Origin of the sequence: Superficieibacter sp. (assembly GCF_032071645.1) — a bacterium.
GTDB lineage: Bacteria > Pseudomonadota > Gammaproteobacteria > Enterobacterales > Enterobacteriaceae > Superficieibacter.
Genome location: NZ_DAMAPU010000003.1, coordinates 177,547 through 192,754 on the forward strand (window position 1 = coordinate 177,547; position 15,208 = coordinate 192,754).

A 15,208-nucleotide genomic window follows, 5' to 3' on the forward strand; every position below is an offset into this window, starting at 1 on the left:
GAAGTCCTGTTTTTCAAGCATATACCAAAGGGATATAGCGATTAGAACTGGTAAACGATACCCACTGCAACAGTATCATCAGAACCAATGCCCAGCTCGTTGTCGCTGTCGATCTGGTTGATGATGTAGTCTACGTAGGTAGACATGTTTTTGTTGAAGTAGTAGGTCGCGCCCACTTCGAAGTAGTTCACGAGATCAACATCGCCCACGCCTTCGATGTCTTTGCCTTTAGACTTGGTGTAGCCCAGGGACGGACGCAGGCCGAAGTCGAACTGATACTGTGCAACCAGCAGCACGTCTTCAGTTTTGTTAGCGTAGCCGCCAGGGATACGGGTCGCGTTACGGGTTTCGCTGTAGGTACCGGCCAGGTAGATGTTGTTCGCATCATACTTAACGGAAGTTGCCCACTGTTCAGCGGTATCACCATGACCCCGCAGGGCAGGATTCTGCTGATCGTTAGTGCGGTCAGCGGCACCGTAGCCACCCACAACGCCGAAGCCGTCAACTTCGTAGCTCAGAGAGCCAGCCCAGCCGTCGCCGTTAGAACGGTTAACGGTAGAACGCTCGTTTTTACCCAGGTACTGGGCAGCGAAGTTCAGGCCGTCAACCAGACCAAAGAAGTTGGAGTTACGGTACGTTGCCAGACCGCCGTTACGACCAGCAAAGAACTGGTCAGCGCTTGCAGTGTCGCCGCCGAATTCTGGCAGCATATCGGTGTAACCCAGTGCGTCGTAAACCAGGCCATAGTTACGACCGTAGTCGAAAGAACCTGCATCGCCGAATTTCAGACCGGCAAACGCCAGACGGGTTTTGTTACCGTTCTGGGCATCAGCGCCTTCAGAGTTGTTACCGTTGAACTGATATTCCCACTGACCATAACCAGTCAGTTGGTCGTTAATCTGAGTTTCCCCTTTGAAACCAAGACGGGCATAAGTCTGGTCGCCGTTACCGCCGTAGCTGTTGTCACCATTGTCTTTAGAGAAATAGTGCAGACCGACCGCTTTACCGTAAATATCAACCTTGTTGCCATCTTTATTATAAACTTCGGCAGCGTTAGCTGCGCCCGCTACCAGCAGGGCAGGGATTACCACTGCCAGGATATTGCGCTTCATCATTATTTATTACCCTCATTGGTTTTTTTTGAACACCTGCCACTGCCGCCAATAAATTCTGTCAATATAAATTTACGGAACCATTGATGAGAGTTTGGTGTCTTTCTGTGTCTGAAGGCATCTTTCCATTCATAACAACGTTTCGCTAGCCTGAAAGTGCTACAAATGTCTTAAATAAGTAACAAAAAGAAATAATGTGTAAGAATTTATTAATTTTGAGGAACTTTGTGAGAGACCTCAAACTTCCGAACTAATCGATGACTAAATCGGCACTGTGTATCCTATATATATGAAATGCTTATATTTAATTTAGATAAAAGCCTTTCTTATCGTAAAGTCGGTCCAATCTCTGTTTTTCCTCTGTTTGCATTTAGCCATCTGGATTTCCGCAATAAGCTGAATTTTTCTGCTATGTATTAAGATTTAGCTTAACCGCAATAAGAATGTGGGGAATTTTTTGTACAGTTTTGTAACGCCGAAACAGAGTGTTACAGGCTGGGGGAGAAAGGGGGTTGAATGCGAGATTTACTGAAGGTTGACTGACAAAAGTTCACAAAGCGAAGAAAAAGCCAGCCGAAGCTGGCCTTGAGAATTTTAGAAGGTTGCGTTGCGCGGCGTGCGCGGGAACGGGATCACGTCACGTACGTTCTGAACACCGGTCACGTATGCGATCAGGCGTTCAAAGCCCAGACCAAAACCGGCGTGCGGTACGGTGCCATAACGACGCAGATCGCGATACCACCAGTAATCTTCTTTGTTAAGGCCCATTTCGGCCATGCGCGCGTCCAGGACGTCCAGACGTTCTTCACGCTGGGAACCCCCAATGATCTCACCGATGCCCGGCGCCAGCACGTCCATCGCGGCGACGGTTTTACCGTCGTCATTCAGGCGCATGTAAAACGCTTTGATCTCTTTCGGGTAGTTTTTAACCACTACCGGGGCCTTGAAATGTTTCTCGGCAAGATAACGTTCATGCTCGGAAGAGAGATCCACGCCCCAGTAGACCGGGTTTTCAAATTTCTGTCCGCAGTTTTCAAGGATGGTCACCGCGTCAGTGTAATCCACCTGGGCGAAATCGGCAGCAATGAAGCGCTCCAGTCGTTCAATAGCGTCTTTATCCACGCGTTCAGCGAAGAATTTAAGATCGTCCATTCGCTCGTTGAGCACTGCCTGGAAGACATATTTCAGCATGGCTTCTGCCAGACGGGCGTTATCCTCAAGATCGGCGAAGGCCACTTCCGGCTCCAGCATCCAGAACTCGGCCAGATGGCGGCTGGTGTTGGAGTTTTCCGCGCGGAAAGTAGGACCAAAGGTATACACTTTGGACAGCGCGCAGGCGTATGTCTCAGCGTTCAACTGGCCGGAAACGGTCAGGAACGCTTCTTTGCCGAAGAAGTCTTTATCGAAATCGATTTTACCCTGATCGTTACGCGGCAGGTTTTCCAGATCCAGAGTGGAAACGCGGAACATTTCGCCTGCGCCTTCGGTGTCCGAGGCGGTGATTAGCGGAGTAGAAACCCAGAAGAAACCCTGCTCGTGGAAGAAACGATGCAGCGCCTGCGCCAGGGTATGACGCACGCGGGCCACGGCACCGATCATATTGGTGCGCGGACGCATATGCGCGACTTCACGCAGGTATTCGATGCTGTGACGTTTTGCGGCCATCGGGTAGGTATCAGGATCGTCAACCCAGCCAGTCACTTCTACCGAGGTTGCCTGAAGCTCAAAAGCCTGGCCCTGACCCGGCGAAGCGGTCACCACGCCGGTAACGATGACGGAACAACCGGTAGTCAGACGCAAAACGTCATCATTGTAATTAGGCAGAGAATTATTAATGACGGCCTGTACAGGATCAAAGCAGGAACCGTCATAAACGGCGAGGAAGGAGATGCCAGCTTTTGAATCTCGGCGGGTACGTACCCATCCGCGCACGGTGACTTCACTGTCAACGGCAACGCGGCCCTGGAGTACGTCGGCTACAGGCACAACGCTCATAAATAGTCTCTCTGTTATCTGTTAAGTAGTCCAATATACACATGAATTCCCCCGCAGCGGGGGGACACCTATGTTACCTGTCATCGGCGGACAGACAAATAAAATTCGCAGTGTGGAGGTAAGAAATTGGAAAATAACAACAGCAAAGGGAGCGCGATGGCTCCCTTTTTGTACTAGCTGGCTTTTTTGACTTTGGGCAGGTCGAAGGCTTTGCGCAGGGCGCGGACAAAGGCTTTGTCGTGGCAGATGGTTTTGCCAGGACTGTCGGAGAGTTTTGCCACTGGCTTGCCGTTACATTCCACCAGCTTAATGACGATATTCAGCGGTTTCACCTGCGGGATGTCGCAGGTCAGACGCGTGCCGATGCCGAAGCCCAGATTCACCCGCGCCGCAAAATGGCGATAGAGATCGAAGGCTTTGTTTAAATCGAGATTATCTGAGAACACCAGCGTTTTGCTCAGCGGATCGATACCCAGTTTCTGGTAGTGGGCGATAGCCTTTTCTCCCCATTCTGCCGGGTCGCCGGAATCATGGCGCAGCCCCTGATAGCGGGTGGCAAATTCCGGGCCGAAATCGCGCAGGAAAGCGTCCATCGTAATGCAGTCAGTCAGCGCGATGCCCAGTTGATCCGGGTATTCATTGAGCCAGGCGGCAAGAGCTGCGCGCTGACTGGTGGCGAGATCCGGGCTAATTTGCTGGTGCGCCTGGAACCACTCATGCGCCTGGGTGCCCATCGGTGTCAGCGACAGCCGCCGGGCGAGATCGTAATTGCTGGTGCCGACAAACCACGGCTCCTGCTGTAGACGGTGGACGATAGCCTGCTGTACGTCGCGGGAGAAACGGCGGCGGGTTCCGAAATCCATCAGCCGGAAGGCGGACATATCGGTATCAGCGGTTAAGCGAGAAAAGGCCGCCAGCTTCTGCTCAAGGGTGTCGAGCGCCATCCGGGTGGTGGCTTCCGGGGAGCGGTAGCGATGAACCAGTTCACTGACCACGGCGAGCAGCGGGACTTCCCACATAATCACTTCCCGCCACGGCCCGCTCAGGCGAATATTCAGCCTGCCGTCTTCATTGCTGACGGTTACCTGGGTGGGGTCATAGCGAAAATCGCGCAGCCAGTCGAGATAATCTTTTTTAAAGAAGGGAAGGCCGGACAGCCACTGGTATTCGTCATCTTGCAGGCTGAGCGACTGCATCGCCTCAACCTGTTCACGAATGGCATCTGCATAAATACCGAGCAGATCGTCTCCACGGCAGCGGAATTCCGCAGCGACCTGAACATCATAGTAGTGGTGGAAAACCGCCTGCTGCATATGCAGCTTGTAGGCGTCCGTATCAAGCAGCGAGTGCAGAATAGGGGAAGCGAATTGTATCATGGTGCGCTGTAGCGTCCTCTCACAGGAGCGTTTCCATCTCAAACCAGGCAGATAAAAGACGCAGGAGTATACCCTGATTATCTGTTTATTAAACCCCGATCACAACACAAGCTGACAATTGGATCGAGAGCAATTTGTGCCTATGTTATATAAATGTAGCAATTAACGCCCTGGCTCCCGAAAAGATGATGATTCTGCATAGCGCGATCCTGGCAACAGGAATAGACTGGGGTCGATACATAACTGAAGATGCTAAAGGTTTTTTATGACACAACAGCCACAAGCCAAATACCGCCACGATTATCGTGCGCCTGACTACCTGATTAGTGATATTGACTTGACCTTTGACCTGGATGCCACAAAAACCGTTGTAACGGCGGTAAGCCAGGTGACTCGCCAGGGGGCGTCTGAGGTTCCACTAAAACTGGACGGCGAAGAGTTGACGCTGGTGTCCCTGCATATCAACGACCAGCCGTGGACGGATTACCAACAAGAAGACCGCCATCTGGTTATTTCCGGTCTGCCGGAGCACTTTACGCTGCGCATCGTCAATGAAATCAGCCCATCGGCCAATACGGCGCTGGAAGGTCTGTACCAGTCGGGCGAAGCGCTGTGTACCCAGTGCGAAGCTGAAGGTTTTCGCCATATTACCTGGTATCTCGACCGCCCGGACGTGCTGGCGCGTTTTACCACCAAAATAATTGCCGACAAAACCCTGTATCCGTATTTGCTCTCCAACGGTAATCGCATCGATCAGGGCGAGCTGGAAAATGGTCGTCACTGGGTGCAGTGGCAGGACCCGTTCCCGAAACCTTGCTATCTGTTTGCGCTGGTCGCCGGTGATTTTGACGTGCTGCGCGACTCCTTTACGACCCGTTCCGGGCGCAAGGTAGCGCTGGAGCTGTTTGTCGATCGCGGTAATCTTGACCGCGCGCCGTGGGCGATGACCTCGCTGCAAAACTCCATGAAGTGGGATGAAGACCGCTTCGGTCTGGAGTACGACCTCGACATCTATATGATCGTGGCGGTGGATTTCTTCAATATGGGGGCAATGGAGAATAAAGGGCTCAACGTCTTTAACTCCAAATATGTGCTGGCCCGTACCGACACCGCGACCGATAAAGACTATCTGGATATCGAACGGGTTATCGGTCATGAGTATTTCCACAACTGGACCGGAAACCGCGTTACCTGCCGCGACTGGTTCCAGCTAAGCCTGAAAGAAGGGCTGACCGTATTCCGCGATCAGGAATTCAGCTCCGATCTCGGCTCGCGCGCCGTGAATCGTATTAATAACGTTCGCACCATGCGCGGGCTTCAGTTTGCCGAAGACGCCAGCCCGATGGCGCATCCGATCCGCCCGGATAAAGTTATTGAAATGAATAACTTCTATACCCTGACGGTATATGAAAAAGGGGCGGAAGTTATCCGTATGCTGCATACGCTGCTCGGTGAAGAAAACTTCCAGAAAGGTATGCAGCTTTATTTCGAACGTCACGATGGCAGCGCGGCCACCTGCGATGATTTTGTTCAGGCGATGGAAGACGCGTCAAACGTCGATCTGTCTCATTTCCGCCGCTGGTACAGCCAGTCCGGTACGCCGGTTGTTACCGTACGCGATGACTACAACGCGGAAAACAGCCAGTACACGCTGACCATCAGTCAGCGCACGCCAGCAACCGCAGAGCAGCCGGAAAAAGCGCCGCTGCATATTCCGTTTGATATCGAACTTTACGACAGCGAAGGGAAGGTTATCCCGCTGCAGAAAGGCGGGCATCCGGTCCACCATGTGCTGAACGTTACCGAAGCGGAACAGAGCTTTATTTTCGATAACGTTGAGACGCCACCGGTGCCATCACTGCTGCGCGAATTCTCCGCGCCGGTGAAGCTGGAATACAAATGGAGCGATCAACAGCTGACGTTCCTGATGCGCCACGCGCGTAACGACTTCTCCCGTTGGGATGCGGCGCAAAGCCTGCTCGCGATCTGGATCAAACTCAACGTCGCCCGCTATCAGCAGGATCAGCCGCTGTCACTGCCCATCCATGTGGCTGACGCCTTCCGTGGCATTTTGCTGGATGAGCATATCGACCCGGCGCTGGCTGCGGAAATCCTGACGCTGCCTTCTGCAACCGAGATCGCCGAGCTGTTCGAGATTATCGATCCAGTGGCGATTGTGGCGGTACGTGAAGCGCTGACCCGCACGCTGGCCACCGAGCTGGCCGATGAATTCCTCGCCGTCTATAACGCTAACAAGCTGGCAGCGTATCGGGTGGATCACGGCGATATCGGCAAACGCACTCTGCGTAACGCCTGCCTGCGCTATCTGGCGTTTGGCGACGAAGCGCTGGCGGTGAAACTGGTCAGCGATCAGTATCATCATGCGGACAATATGACTGATGCGCTGGCGGCGCTCTCCGCTGCCGTCGCGGCCCAGTTGCCGTGCCGCGATGCGCTGATGCAGGAGTATGACGACAAATGGCATCAGGATGGCCTGGTCATGGATAAATGGTTTGTGCTGCAAGCCACCAGCCCGGCGCAGAATGCCCTGCAAACCGTGCGCAGCCTGCTGAATCATCGCTCGTTTACCCTTAGCAACCCGAACCGTATCCGTTCGTTGATTGGCGCATTTGCCAGCAGCAACCCGGCGGCGTTCCACGCGGAAGACGGCAGCGGCTATGCGTTTATGGTTGAAATGCTCACCGAGTTGAACAGCCGTAATCCGCAGGTGGCCTCACGGCTGATCGAACCGCTGATCCGCCTGAAACGCTACGACGAAAAACGTCAGGCGCTGATGCGTGCTGCGCTTGAGCAACTGAAAGGGCTGGAGAATTTGTCGGGTGATTTGTACGAGAAGATCGCCAAAGCGCTGGCCTGATCGTTATAAACTCACTGCAAGCCGGGCAACGTTCGCGTTGTCCGGCTTTTTTTATCCTTATCGGATGATCCGCAATTTATACCTGGACTACTCCGGCTGGCGCACCGAAGACGGGGACATGACTATCCCGGCGGTGCAGCGCCTGCCAGAAAGTGTCCAGCGCGTTATCCAGTCGGCTTTGCAGCCCCGGCGTAAAGCGCGGGCGGTGCTCGTAATCGGTGACCTGGGTATCGTCGGCAAATACGCCGTGTAAAATTTCCTGTGCTTTCAGCGCGCTTAGCACGGGTTTCAGGGCGTAATCCACTGCCAGCATATGAGCGATCGTTCCGCCGGTTGCCAGCGGCAGCACCACTTTGCCCTCCAGCGCTCGCTCCGGTAGCAGATCCAGCAGTGTTTTCAGCGCCCCGGAATAGGCGGCTTTATACACCGGGGTGGCAACAATCAGTCCCTCGGCACCCGCCAGTTGCTCATTGAGCGCCAGCAGCGCAGGGCTGTCAACGCGGGCATACAGTAAATCTTCGGGGGCGAAATTTTGCAGATGCCAGTGACAAACTTCAACGTTTACCGCCGACAGTTTCTCGCGGACATATTCCAGTAAAGCACTTGAGCGGGAAGGAAAGCGGGGGCTGCCCGCGAGGGTGACAATACGCATATCCACTCCTTATAACCAAAAGTTTGAATGGTTTGGGTGCTAATAACCGTGGAGAGGAGAGTCGCACAAGCCCGATGCGCAAAGAAATAATTTATCCGCCGATCAATACCCGGAAAACGCATAACCAGCGCCTTTTCAGGTAAACGTTTGCTTTTATTGCCGCAGGTCAATTCCTTTTTCGACGCGGATCGCCCATAATACGCCCCCGGTTTGCACACCGGGAATCCAGGAGAGTTCATGTACTACCCCTTCGTTCGTAAAGCCCTTTTCCAGCTCGATCCAGAGCGCGCTCATGAATTTACCTTTCAGCAATTACGCCGTATCACCGGAACACCCTTACAGGCGCTATTGCGTCAGAAAGTGCCGGCAAAACCGGTAACCTGTATGGGACTACAGTTTAAAAATCCGCTAGGGCTGGCGGCCGGGCTGGATAAAAATGGTGACTGCATCGATGCCTTTGGCGCGATGGGATTTGGTTCCGTTGAAATTGGTACCGTCACGCCGCGTCCGCAGCCAGGTAACGATAAGCCGCGCATTTTCCGCCTGGTTGACGCGGAAGGGCTGATCAACCGGATGGGTTTTAATAATCTCGGCGTAGATAACCTGGTTGAAAACGTTAAAAAAGCCCATTTTGATGGCGTCCTCGGGATTAATATCGGTAAAAATAAAGATACCCCGGTAGAGCAGGGAAAAGATGACTACCTGATTTGCATGGAAAAGATTTATCCCTACGCCGGATATATCGCCATTAATATATCTTCTCCTAACACTCCCGGCCTGCGCACGCTGCAATATGGCGAAGCGCTGGATGATTTATTACAGGCGATAAAAAATAAGCAGGCGGAACTCCAGGCGCGGCATCATAAATATGTGCCGGTGGCGGTTAAGGTTGCCCCGGATCTTTCCGTGGAAGAACTGATTCAGGTGGCTGATAGTTTAGTGCGCCATAATATTGATGGCGTTATTGCCACCAATACTACGCTGGATCGTTCTTTGGTACAGGGAATGAAAAACTGTGATCAAAGTGGCGGTTTAAGCGGGCGTCCTTTACAGCTAAAAAGTACGGAAATTATCCGTATGTTATCTGCGGAATTAAATGGACGTTTGCCCATCATCGGCGTGGGCGGCATTGATTCGGTCATCGCCGCGCGGGAGAAGATCGCAGCTGGCGCAACGCTGGTGCAAATCTATTCAGGATTTATTTTTAAAGGCCCACCGCTGATTAAAGAAATCATTTCTCACATCTAATCTCGCTATTGTAGCGCTCCAGGGCTTTATTTTCGGCCCTGGTTGATTTATATTCCCCTCTTGTTGCTTATTTAAACGTTATGGTCTTTTATTATTATGGCAACAAGCGAAGCGGCAAAAGGACGAGGCCGAAATCCAAATCTGAAGGGGACAGGAAAACAATGAGATTTAAACCCGACGATAACTGGCGCTGGTATTATGACGATGAGCATGACCGGATGATGCTCGATCTGGCGAATGGAATGCTTTTTCGTTCGCGCTTTGCGCGGCGGATGCTAACGCCGGATGCTTTTGAACCCTCCGGTTTTTGCGTTGATGATGCCGCGCTCTATTTCTCCTTTGAAGAGAAATGTCGCGACCTGGAACTCTCAAAAGAACATCGTGCTGAACTGGTGCTGAATGCGCTGGTGGCGATTCGCTTTCTGAAGCCGCAAATGCCCAAAAGCTGGCATTTCACCACCCATTCCTTCCGCTGGATGCCACAGACCGGAGACGCTGCCTGCGTCTGGTTGAGTGATACCCTGGAGCAGGTCAATCTGCTGGTGGTTGAGCCTGCTGAAAATGCCGCGCTGTGTCTGATTGCCCAGCCGGGAGTGGTGATAGCCGGGCGAACGATGCAACTGGGTGATGCTATTAAAGTGATGAATGACCGACTGCGTCAACACACCTGCATCGCCAGCTATCTGGAGCAGGCTGTTTAATTTTGCAGGCGTAACGCTGTTTTCGGTACGCAGCTACAGCACAGGATGGTTCCGTCCTGGGCGATAGCCCCTTTGCGTAATTCACTGACTTCTCCCTCTACCAGCCGGATACGGCAACTGCCGCACAGACCGGCCCGGCAGGAATAGGGGATCCGAATGCCCTGCTGTTCCAGTTGTTCAAGCAAGATCTGCTGATTGTTACCGCTGAAGCGCTGTCCCTGCCAGTCAATTTCCACTGCGGCATCCGCCGCTCGTTCGACCGCCACGTTTTCCACTACGCGACCCGCGCCGTAAGGTCGGGCAGGGCCGGTGGCAAGCACGCTGATTTCATCGCCAACGCGGATCACGCCGCTATTGCGCGCAATGAGATTTTGCCCGAAATCAACGTCGCCGTTGTCGGCCGTGCGAAAGGTTTGCAGCGTAGCCAGCGGTTCACCGGACGGATGCTTTTGCCCGCGCTCCGGGCTAACGGTCGTGAAAATACAGCGGCTACAGGGCTTGACGATATCAAATACCACCTCGCCGATGCGAATGGTTTTCCAGGTATCTTCCTCCCACGGCTGCGTACCCGCCACCACCAGATTGGGGCGAAACTGTTCCATTTTGATCCCTGCCGGGCAGCGCTGCTGAACGTCGCGCAGCGAGGCTTCACAGGTCAGCAAAAACGGAAAGCCATCGGCGAAGGAGAGCGGGACCGATTCAAAACGCTTGACCCGGCGCGTAGGCTCGGTGCCCACCCAGCGCAGCTGGACGTCGCGGGAAAAAAAGCCGGACAGCCAGCGGTTAATTTCCGCTGGCGCAATGAGTGCGGTAAAATGATTGCCCCACACTTCAGTGGGCTGCCCCTGTGGCGCGAAATCCGCATAGCGGACCAGCGCACTACTGCCATCGGGTGCGGTAAGATGCAGACCATCATGCAGCGGTGCTGGCGTAAAGCGCACCATCTGCGGATACTGACGTGCGGTAATGAACGTTCCATCGGGTTCGGTGAGCATAAAAATACGGTCACACGCCAGACCGCTGATATCCGCAAACGCGTGCGTCAGGCCAATGCCGCGCATGGATTTCACTGGATGGATAAAAAGTCTGGATAACGTAGCCACTACACCTGCCCCTTACGCATGAAAATAAGCCTTCAACTTTATGACATAGCGTTGATATTGGCTATAATGCGCAACAATTTTATTAGAGTAAAAGTGACATTATGAATTCTCTGTTTGCCAGTACGGCCCGTGGGCTGGAAGAGCTGTTAAAAACTGAACTGGAAGGACTTGGCGCGAGCAACTGCCAGGTGGTTCAGGGTGGCGTCCATTTTGAGGGTGACACGCGGCTCTTGTACCAAAGCCTGATGTGGAGTCGTCTGGCTTCGCGCATCATGATGCCGCTTAGCGAATGCAGCGTGTACAGCGATCTCGATCTCTACCTCGGCGTGCAGGCGATCCCATGGACGGAGATGTTCAGTCCTGACGCCACCTTTGCGGTCCACTTTAGCGGGCTGAATGACAGTATTCGTAATAGTCAGTACGGTGCGCTGAAAGTTAAAGATGCGATTGTCGATGCGTTCACGCGGAAAAATCTGCCGCGCCCGAATGTCGATCGTGAATCGCCGGATCTGCGCGTTAACGTCTGGCTGAATAAAGAAACCGCGCATATCTCACTCGATCTTAGCGGCGAAGGTCTGCACCTGCGCGGCTATCGCGATCGCACCGGCATTGCGCCGATCAAAGAAAACCTCGCCGCCGCCATCGTCATGCGCTCAGGCTGGCAGCCGGGCACGCCGCTGCTCGACCCGATGTGCGGCTCCGGTACGCTGCTGATTGAAGCCGCGATGCTGGCAACCGACCGCGCGCCGGGTCTGCATCGCGGACACTGGGGCTTTAATGGCTGGGCGCAGCACGACGATGCGCTGTGGAAAGAGGTAAAAGCCGAAGCGCAGACCCGCGCCCGTCAGGGGCTGGCGGATTACGGCTCGCGTTTTTACGGTTCGGACGTTGATAGCCGGGTGATTGAACGCGCGCGCAGTAACGCCCGCCGCGCCGGGATCGGCGAACTCATTTCCTTTGACGTTAAAGACGTGGCGCAACTGACCAATCCGCTGCCGAAAGGGCCCTATGGCACTGTCATCAGCAACCCGCCGTATGGCGAGCGTCTGGAAAGCGAACCCGCACTGATTGCCCTGCATAGCCTGCTGGGCCGCATTATGAAAAACCAGTTTGGCGGCTGGAATCTGTCGATGTTCAGCGCTTCCCCGGATCTGCTCAACTGTCTGCAACTTCGCGCCGATCGCCAGTTTAAAGCCAAAAACGGTCCGCTGGACTGCGTGCAGAAAAACTATCATCTGGCGGAAAACGACGGCAGCGGTAAACCGGCTACGGTGGCGGAAGACTACGCCAACCGCCTGCGTAAAAACCTCAAAAAACTGGAAAAATGGGCGCGTCAGGAAGGCATCGAATGCTACCGCCTGTACGATGCCGATCTGCCGGAATACAACGTGGCGGTTGACCGCTATGCCGACTGGGTCGTGATTCAGGAATATGCACCGCCGAAAACCATCGACGAGCATAAAGCACGTCAGCGCCTGTTCGATATTATCGCCGCCACGATTTCAGTGCTGGATATGCCGCCGAACAAGCTGATCCTGAAAACCCGCGAACGGCAGAAGGGCAAAAACCAGTATCAGAAGCTGGGCGAGAAGGGCGATTTCATCGAAGTGGGCGAGTATAACGCCCGGCTGTGGGTGAACCTGACCGACTACCTGGATACCGGCCTGTTTCTCGACCACCGTATTGCCCGCCGGATGCTGGGGCAGATGAGTAAAGGCAAAGATTTCCTGAACCTCTTCTCCTATACCGGCAGCGCCAGCGTTCACGCCGGTCTTGGTGGTGCTCGCTCAACAACTACCGTGGATATGTCGCGTACCTACCTCGAATGGGCCGAGCGTAACCTGCGCCTTAACGGGCTGACCGGGCGTCCGCATCGTTTGCTCCAGGCTGATGTGATGGGCTGGCTGAGCGAGGCCGATGAACAGTTTGACCTGATCTTTATCGACCCGCCGACCTTCTCTAACTCCAAGCGTATGGAAGAGACGTTCGATGTGCAGCGCGACCATCTGCGACTGATGAAAGATCTGAAACGTCTGCTGCGTAAAGGCGGCACGATTATGTTCTCCAACAACAAACGCGGTTTCCGCATGGATCACGACGGGCTGGCTGAACTGGGCTTAAAAGCACAAGAAATCACCCAAAAAACGCAGTCCCAGGACTTCGCCCGCAACCGTCAGATCCACAACTGCTGGCTGGTTACCGCCGCCTGAAAGGAAAAGTAAATGTCATTAATTAGTATGCACGGTGCCTGGCTGTCATTCAGCGACGCGCCGTTGCTCGATAACGCTGAACTGCATATCGAAGATAACGAACGCGTGTGTCTGGTCGGTCGTAACGGCGCGGGTAAATCAACGCTGATGAAGATCCTCAATCGCGAGCAGGGGCTCGACGACGGGCGCATTATTTATGAGCAGGATTTGGTCGTGGCGAGACTACAGCAGGATCCGCCGCGTAATGTCGAGGGCAGCGTATACGATTTTATCGCCGAAGGTATTGCAGAGCAGGCCGAATACCTCAAGCGCTATCATGACATTTCTCGCCTGGTGATGACCGATCCCAGCGATAAAAATCTTAACGAGATGGCGCAGGTGCAGGAACTGCTGGATCACCATGGCTTGTGGCAACTGGAAAACCGGATCAATGAAGTGCTGGCCCAGCTTGAGCTGGATGCCAATACCCCGCTGGCGTCGCTTTCCGGCGGCTGGCTGCGTAAGGCGGCGCTGGGACGCGCGCTGGTCAGCAATCCACACATCCTGCTGCTTGACGAACCGACCAACCATCTGGATATCGAAACTATCGACTGGCTGGAAGGCTTCCTGAAAAGCTTTAACGGCACGATAATTTTTATTTCGCATGACCGTTCGTTTATCCGCAATATGGCGACGCGCATTGTCGATCTCGATCGCGGCAAGCTGGTGACCTATCCTGGCAATTACGATCAGTATCTGCTGGAGAAAGAAGAGGCGCTGCGCGTTGAAGAGCTGCAAAACGCCGAGTTTGACCGCAAGCTGGCGCTGGAAGAAGTCTGGATCCGTCAGGGGATCAAAGCCCGTCGTACCCGTAATGAAGGCCGGGTGCGCGCGCTGAAAGCGATGCGCCGCGAGCGCGGTGAACGCCGTGAAGTGATGGGCAGCGCCAGAATGCAGGTCGAAGAGGCGACCCGCTCCGGTAAAATCGTCTTCGAAATTGAAAACGCGAATTATCGGATCGGCGAGAAAACGCTGGTGAAGGATTTTTCCTCCCAGGTACAGCGCAGCGACAAAATTGCGCTGATTGGTCCTAACGGCTGCGGTAAAACCACGCTGCTGAAACTGATGCTCGGTCAGCTTAAGGCCGACAGCGGGCGCATTCACGTCGGCACAAAGCTGGAAGTGGCTTACTTCGACCAGCACCGCGCGGAACTCGATCCCGATAAAACGGTGATGGATAACCTGGCGGAAGGTAAGCAAGAAGTCATGGTTAACGGCAAGCCGCGCCATGTACTGGGCTATTTGCAGGACTTTTTATTCCACCCGAAGCGTGCGATGACGCCGGTGCGCGCGCTGTCCGGCGGCGAGCGTAACCGCCTGCTGTTGGCGCGTCTGTTCCTCAAGCCCAGCAATCTGCTGATCCTCGATGAACCGACCAACGACCTGGACGTTGAAACTCTGGAACTGCTGGAAGAACTGATCGACGGCTATCAGGGCACCGTGCTGCTGGTCAGCCACGACCGTCAGTTTGTCGATAATACGGTGACGGAATGCTGGATCTTCGAAGGCGATGGCAAAATCGGCTGCTATATCGGCGGCTACCACGACGCGCGCGGTCAGCAGGCCCAGTCACTGACGCAAAAAACCGTGGCGCCGGGCAAAACGGCAGAGTCTGCTGCGCCAAAGGCTGAAAATGCTAAGCGTAATGCGGGTAAGTTAAGCTATAACCTACAGCGTGAGCTGGAACAGCTCCCGCAAAAGCTGGAAGCGCTGGAAGCCAACCTCGAATCTTTACAGGCGCAGGTCGCTGATGCCGCCTTCTTCAGCCAACCGCACGACCACACGCAAAAAGTGCTGGCCGATATGACCGCCGCTGAACAGGCGCTGGAAGAGGCTTTTGAGCGCTGGGAATACCTGGAAGCGCTTAAAAACGGCGCATAACTGAGGATCGAAT

General features: G+C 54.1%; 10 protein-coding genes. 5 read left to right on the top strand and 5 right to left on the bottom strand.

Annotated elements, in window-relative coordinates:
• Positions 1-41: 41 nt before the first annotated feature.
• From ompF to pncB, 3 genes are all read right to left on the bottom strand, one after another.
• On the bottom strand, positions 42-1,115 hold the full coding sequence (gene ompF, locus RT197_RS07600; protein WP_312948886.1) for a porin OmpF: 1,074 nt from the start codon (positions 1,113-1,115) through the stop codon (positions 42-44).
• 591 nt (positions 1,116-1,706) lie between these two features.
• Positions 1,707-3,107: an asparagine--tRNA ligase gene (gene asnS, locus RT197_RS07605; RefSeq protein ID WP_312948887.1), complete on the bottom strand. Its 1,401-nt coding sequence runs from the start codon at positions 3,105-3,107 to the stop codon at positions 1,707-1,709.
• Positions 3,108-3,280: 173 nt separating this feature from the next.
• On the bottom strand, positions 3,281-4,483 hold the full coding sequence (gene pncB / locus RT197_RS07610) for a nicotinate phosphoribosyltransferase (RefSeq protein ID WP_312948888.1): 1,203 nt from the start codon (positions 4,481-4,483) through the stop codon (positions 3,281-3,283).
• 265 nt (positions 4,484-4,748) lie between these two features.
• Here pncB and pepN point away from each other — a divergent pair, with 265 nt between their 5' ends.
• On the top strand, positions 4,749-7,361 hold the full coding sequence (gene pepN / locus RT197_RS07615; protein ID WP_312948889.1) for an aminopeptidase N: 2,613 nt from the start codon (positions 4,749-4,751) through the stop codon (positions 7,359-7,361).
• Positions 7,362-7,437: 76 nt separating this feature from the next.
• On the opposite strand, the gene ssuE is transcribed toward pepN, so the two are convergent.
• Positions 7,438-8,013 (bottom strand): NADPH-dependent FMN reductase, encoded by a 576-nt coding sequence (gene ssuE, locus RT197_RS07620; RefSeq protein WP_312948891.1) that lies wholly within the window; start codon positions 8,011-8,013, stop codon positions 7,438-7,440.
• A gap of 237 nt (positions 8,014-8,250) precedes the next feature.
• Between ssuE and pyrD the strand changes: the two genes are divergently transcribed.
• Positions 8,251-9,261: a quinone-dependent dihydroorotate dehydrogenase gene (pyrD, locus tag RT197_RS07625; RefSeq protein ID WP_312948893.1), complete on the top strand. Its 1,011-nt coding sequence runs from the start codon at positions 8,251-8,253 to the stop codon at positions 9,259-9,261.
• Between the two features lie 161 nt (positions 9,262-9,422).
• Positions 9,423-9,962 carry a cell division protein ZapC gene (zapC, locus tag RT197_RS07630; RefSeq protein WP_312948895.1) on the top strand — a complete coding sequence of 180 codons (540 nt, stop codon included), beginning with the start codon at positions 9,423-9,425 and terminating at the stop codon, positions 9,960-9,962.
• Here the strand turns inward: zapC and RT197_RS07635 are convergent.
• Positions 9,959-11,065 carry a YcbX family protein gene (locus tag RT197_RS07635; RefSeq protein WP_312948896.1) on the bottom strand — a complete coding sequence of 369 codons (1,107 nt, stop codon included), beginning with the start codon at positions 11,063-11,065 and terminating at the stop codon, positions 9,959-9,961. The two genes, zapC and RT197_RS07635, sit on opposite strands and share 4 nt — an antisense overlap.
• A 101-nt stretch (positions 11,066-11,166) precedes the next feature.
• On the opposite strand from RT197_RS07635, the gene rlmKL reads away from it, so the two are divergent.
• Together rlmKL and RT197_RS07645 are read left to right on the top strand one after the other, a co-directional pair.
• Positions 11,167-13,275 (top strand): bifunctional 23S rRNA (guanine(2069)-N(7))-methyltransferase RlmK/23S rRNA (guanine(2445)-N(2))-methyltransferase RlmL, encoded by a 2,109-nt coding sequence (gene rlmKL / locus RT197_RS07640; protein ID WP_312948898.1) that lies wholly within the window; start codon positions 11,167-11,169, stop codon positions 13,273-13,275.
• Positions 13,276-13,287: 12 nt separating this feature from the next.
• The gene (locus RT197_RS07645; RefSeq protein ID WP_312948900.1) at positions 13,288-15,195 is read left to right on the top strand and encodes an ABC transporter ATP-binding protein; all 1,908 of its coding nucleotides are present in this window, start codon (positions 13,288-13,290) and stop codon (positions 15,193-15,195) included.
• Positions 15,196-15,208 lie beyond the last annotated feature (13 nt).

Bases quoted from the DNA above. Each gene is read 5' to 3' on its own strand.
- ompF (WP_312948886.1), bottom strand. From the start codon at position 1,115: ATGATGAAGCGCAATATCCTGGCAGTGGTAATCCCTGCCCTGCTGGTA.
- asnS (WP_312948887.1), bottom strand. From the start codon at position 3,107: ATGAGCGTTGTGCCTGTAGCCGACGTACTCCAGGGCCGCGTTGCCGTT.
- pncB (WP_312948888.1), bottom strand. From the start codon at position 4,483: ATGATACAATTCGCTTCCCCTATTCTGCACTCGCTGCTTGATACGGAC.
- pepN (WP_312948889.1), top strand. From the start codon at position 4,749: ATGACACAACAGCCACAAGCCAAATACCGCCACGATTATCGTGCGCCT.
- ssuE (WP_312948891.1), bottom strand. From the start codon at position 8,013: ATGCGTATTGTCACCCTCGCGGGCAGCCCCCGCTTTCCTTCCCGCTCA.
- pyrD (WP_312948893.1), top strand. From the start codon at position 8,251: ATGTACTACCCCTTCGTTCGTAAAGCCCTTTTCCAGCTCGATCCAGAG.
- zapC (WP_312948895.1), top strand. From the start codon at position 9,423: ATGAGATTTAAACCCGACGATAACTGGCGCTGGTATTATGACGATGAG.
- rlmKL (WP_312948898.1), top strand. From the start codon at position 11,167: ATGAATTCTCTGTTTGCCAGTACGGCCCGTGGGCTGGAAGAGCTGTTA.
- RT197_RS07645 (WP_312948900.1), top strand. From the start codon at position 13,288: ATGTCATTAATTAGTATGCACGGTGCCTGGCTGTCATTCAGCGACGCG.